General features: G+C 71.3%; 3 protein-coding genes. All 3 read left to right on the top strand.

Annotated features, from left to right (window positions below; all coding sequences use genetic code 11):
- Positions 1-522 (top strand): M28 family peptidase (locus ACWDCZ_RS40140; protein ID WP_449818570.1); only part of this gene is annotated, 522 nt, incomplete at its 5' end.
- Between the two features lie 26 nt (positions 523-548).
- On the top strand, positions 549-1,982 hold the full coding sequence (locus ACWDCZ_RS40135; RefSeq protein ID WP_449818569.1) for a M1 family metallopeptidase: 1,434 nt from the start codon (positions 549-551) through the stop codon (positions 1,980-1,982).
- A gap of 216 nt (positions 1,983-2,198) precedes the next feature.
- Entirely contained in the window at positions 2,199-2,447 is a 249-nt protein-coding gene (locus tag ACWDCZ_RS40130) for a hypothetical protein (RefSeq protein WP_049651741.1), read from the top strand.
- Positions 2,448-2,668 lie beyond the last annotated feature (221 nt).

Genomic DNA, 2,668 nt, shown 5'->3' with positions numbered 1-2,668 from the left:
ATCAACGACAACGGCTCCGGCTCGGCGGCCGTCCTGACCACCGCCCTCCAGGTCGCCAAGGCCGGGCTGAAGCCCGAGCGGCACCTGCACTTCGCCTGGTGGGGAGCGGAGGAGGCGGGGCTGGTCGGCTCGGCGGACTACGTCAAGAACCTGTCCGCCGACGACCGCAAGGCCATCGACCTGTACCTCAACCTCGACCAGGCGGGCAGCAAGAACCTCCAGCAGTACCTCGTGGTGAAGGACGAGAAGAACGGCGGGGCCGCGGCCTTCAAGGCCTTCGAGAACTGGTTCGGCAGCCGGGGCTTCGCCACCTTCGACATCCCGCTGGACAGCTCCGACACCGAGTCGTTCGGGAAGGCCGGCATCCCGACGTCCGGTTTCAGCAGCGGCGTCTCGGACTGCCTCCACAGCGCGTGCGACGACCTCGCCAACGTCGACCCCGCGACGCAGGCGACCAGCACCAACGCGCTGATCGGCGTGGTGTGGCAGTACGCCACCGCCTCCGCCATGGCCCGACCCTGACCACCCGTCGCCCCCAGGAGCCACAGATGCGCGCACCACTGAGCCACCACCGCCGCAAGGCCGCCACCCTGGTCGCGGCCGCCACCGCCCTCGGCGTCGCCCTGACCGCCGCCCCCGCGGGAGCGGCCGGCATCGGGGACCCGTACTTCCCCGAGGACGGCAACACCGGCTACGACGTGGCGAACTACGACGTCCGGATCGCCTACGACCCGGCGCACCCCGACCGGTTGGACGGCGACACCACCGTCACCGCCCGGGCCCTGCGCCCCCTCGACCGCCTCTCCCTGGACCTGAAGGGCTTCCAGGTCGCCTCGGTCACCGTGAACGGCGCCCCGGCCAGGTCGTTCTCCCGCTCCGGCGAGCACAAGCTGGACATCGAGCCCGCCCGCCGGGTGGCCGGCGGCACCACCTTCGCCGTACGGGTCGTGTACGCGGGCAAGCCCGACCCCGAGGGCTGGCACCAGCTGGTGTCCGGCGGCGTCAACGCGATGGGCGAGCCGCACGGCGCGACCTCCTGGTTCCCGTCCAACGACCACCCGTCCGACAAGGCCACCTTCTCGCTCACCGCGACCGTCCCCGACGGCTGGACGGCCATCGGCAACGGCCGGCCCGGCCCGACCACCGGCAAGGACGGCTCGACGACCTTCCGCTGGCGCGAGGACAAGCCGATGGCGACGTACCTCAGCACCGTCGCCATCGACAGGTTCACCGTCCACCGCTCGGAACTGCCCGACGGGACACCGGTCATCACCGCCTACGGCCCGGACGTGCCGATCGACGACGTGGCCAAGGCGACGGAGGCCCAGCAGCCGGAGATCATCGCCTTCCTGGCCTCCAGGTTCGGCCCGTACCCGTTCTCCTCCGCGGGCGCCATCGTCCGCAGCTGGACCAAGGAGTCGGGTACCGGCGCGCCGGACCTGGAGACCCAGAGCCGGCCCACCTACACCAACTACTTCTGGGACGCCGCGGCGGTCCACGAGATCTCCCACCAGTGGTTCGGCGACAGCGTCTCGTTCACCGACTGGCGCGACGGCTGCATCGCCGAATGCGTCGCCCAGTACGCCAACCAGCTGTGGGACGAACACCAGGGCAGCGACCTCGACACCGGCTTCTACGCCCCCACCGTCCAGGAGAACCGGAACAAGCCGGAGTTCTGGTCCACCAAGCTGTACGACCCCGGCCAGGGCAAGGAACTCGCCCCGGCCCTCTACTTCAAGGGCTCGCTGATGATGCACGCCCTGCGGCGCACCGTCGGGGACGACGCGTTCTTCGGCACCCTCAAGCGCTGGACCGCCGACCACGCCTACGGCAACGCCTCCTTCCCCCAGTTCGAGGCCCTCGCCGCGAAGGTCTCCGGCAAGGACCTCAAGGGCTTCTTCGACGCCTGGGCCCACGGCACGACGATCCCCCCGCAGCAGTACCTCTACCCGGGCTCCCTCGCCCCGCTGGCCGGCCGGTAGGAGCCCGCTGACGACCGTGCCCGCGGAGGGGCTGTCCTGCTCGGGGACAGCCCCTCCGTCGTGGTGCGGCAGCGGCGACGGTCCAGGCCGTGCCGGTGGGCTGTTTTCTGCCAAATTGGTCTCTACCATTGCCCCGAATCCGGGATTCCGGAAGGCTCGCCGCCGAGCGCCGGGAAGCGGACTCCGGCGTTCTCGCCCGAGGGAGGATCCACCGAGATGGCATTGCGCACAGCGGTTTCCACCATGGCCCTGGCCGGACTGCTGACGGTTGCGGGTGGCCTGGCGGCCGCTCCCGCCGCCCAGGCGTCCACGACGAGGACGACCGGATACACCTACATCGGCATGTACCCGAGCGGCGCCGCGTGCGACGCCGCCGGCCGGGCCTACGTGGCCCGCGGGGAGGCGGTCAGCTACTTCTGCGACGTGGCCCCGACCACGGCCCGGCTCTCGGTCTGGTTCTACTGAGACCGCCTGCCGGGTGCCGCGCGGGGTCCGGGGTGACGTCCGCCGCGGCGGGTGTCCGGCGGTGTGACTCCGGCTGAACCGGCAGGTCCGGGTGAGCAGTCGGGGGCGTTGGCGGCGGGGTTGTTCGCGCCGCCCCGGGGCGCGGCCACCCGGGGGGGGGGCGGCCCCCCCGCGCGGTCTAGCCCACACACGTCATCCCCACACAAAACAAAAAAAAAACA

The sequence above is a fragment of the Kitasatospora sp. NPDC001225 genome, from assembly GCF_053597855.1.
This window is presented reverse-complemented; position numbering and strand designations above follow the sequence as displayed.

What these genes read in the sequence shown, in the direction of transcription:
- ACWDCZ_RS40135 (WP_449818569.1), top strand. Translation starts at nt 549, where the DNA reads ATGCGCGCACCACTGAGCCACCACCGCCGCAAGGCCGCCACCCTGGTC.
- ACWDCZ_RS40130 (WP_049651741.1), top strand. Translation starts at nt 2,199, where the DNA reads ATGGCATTGCGCACAGCGGTTTCCACCATGGCCCTGGCCGGACTGCTG.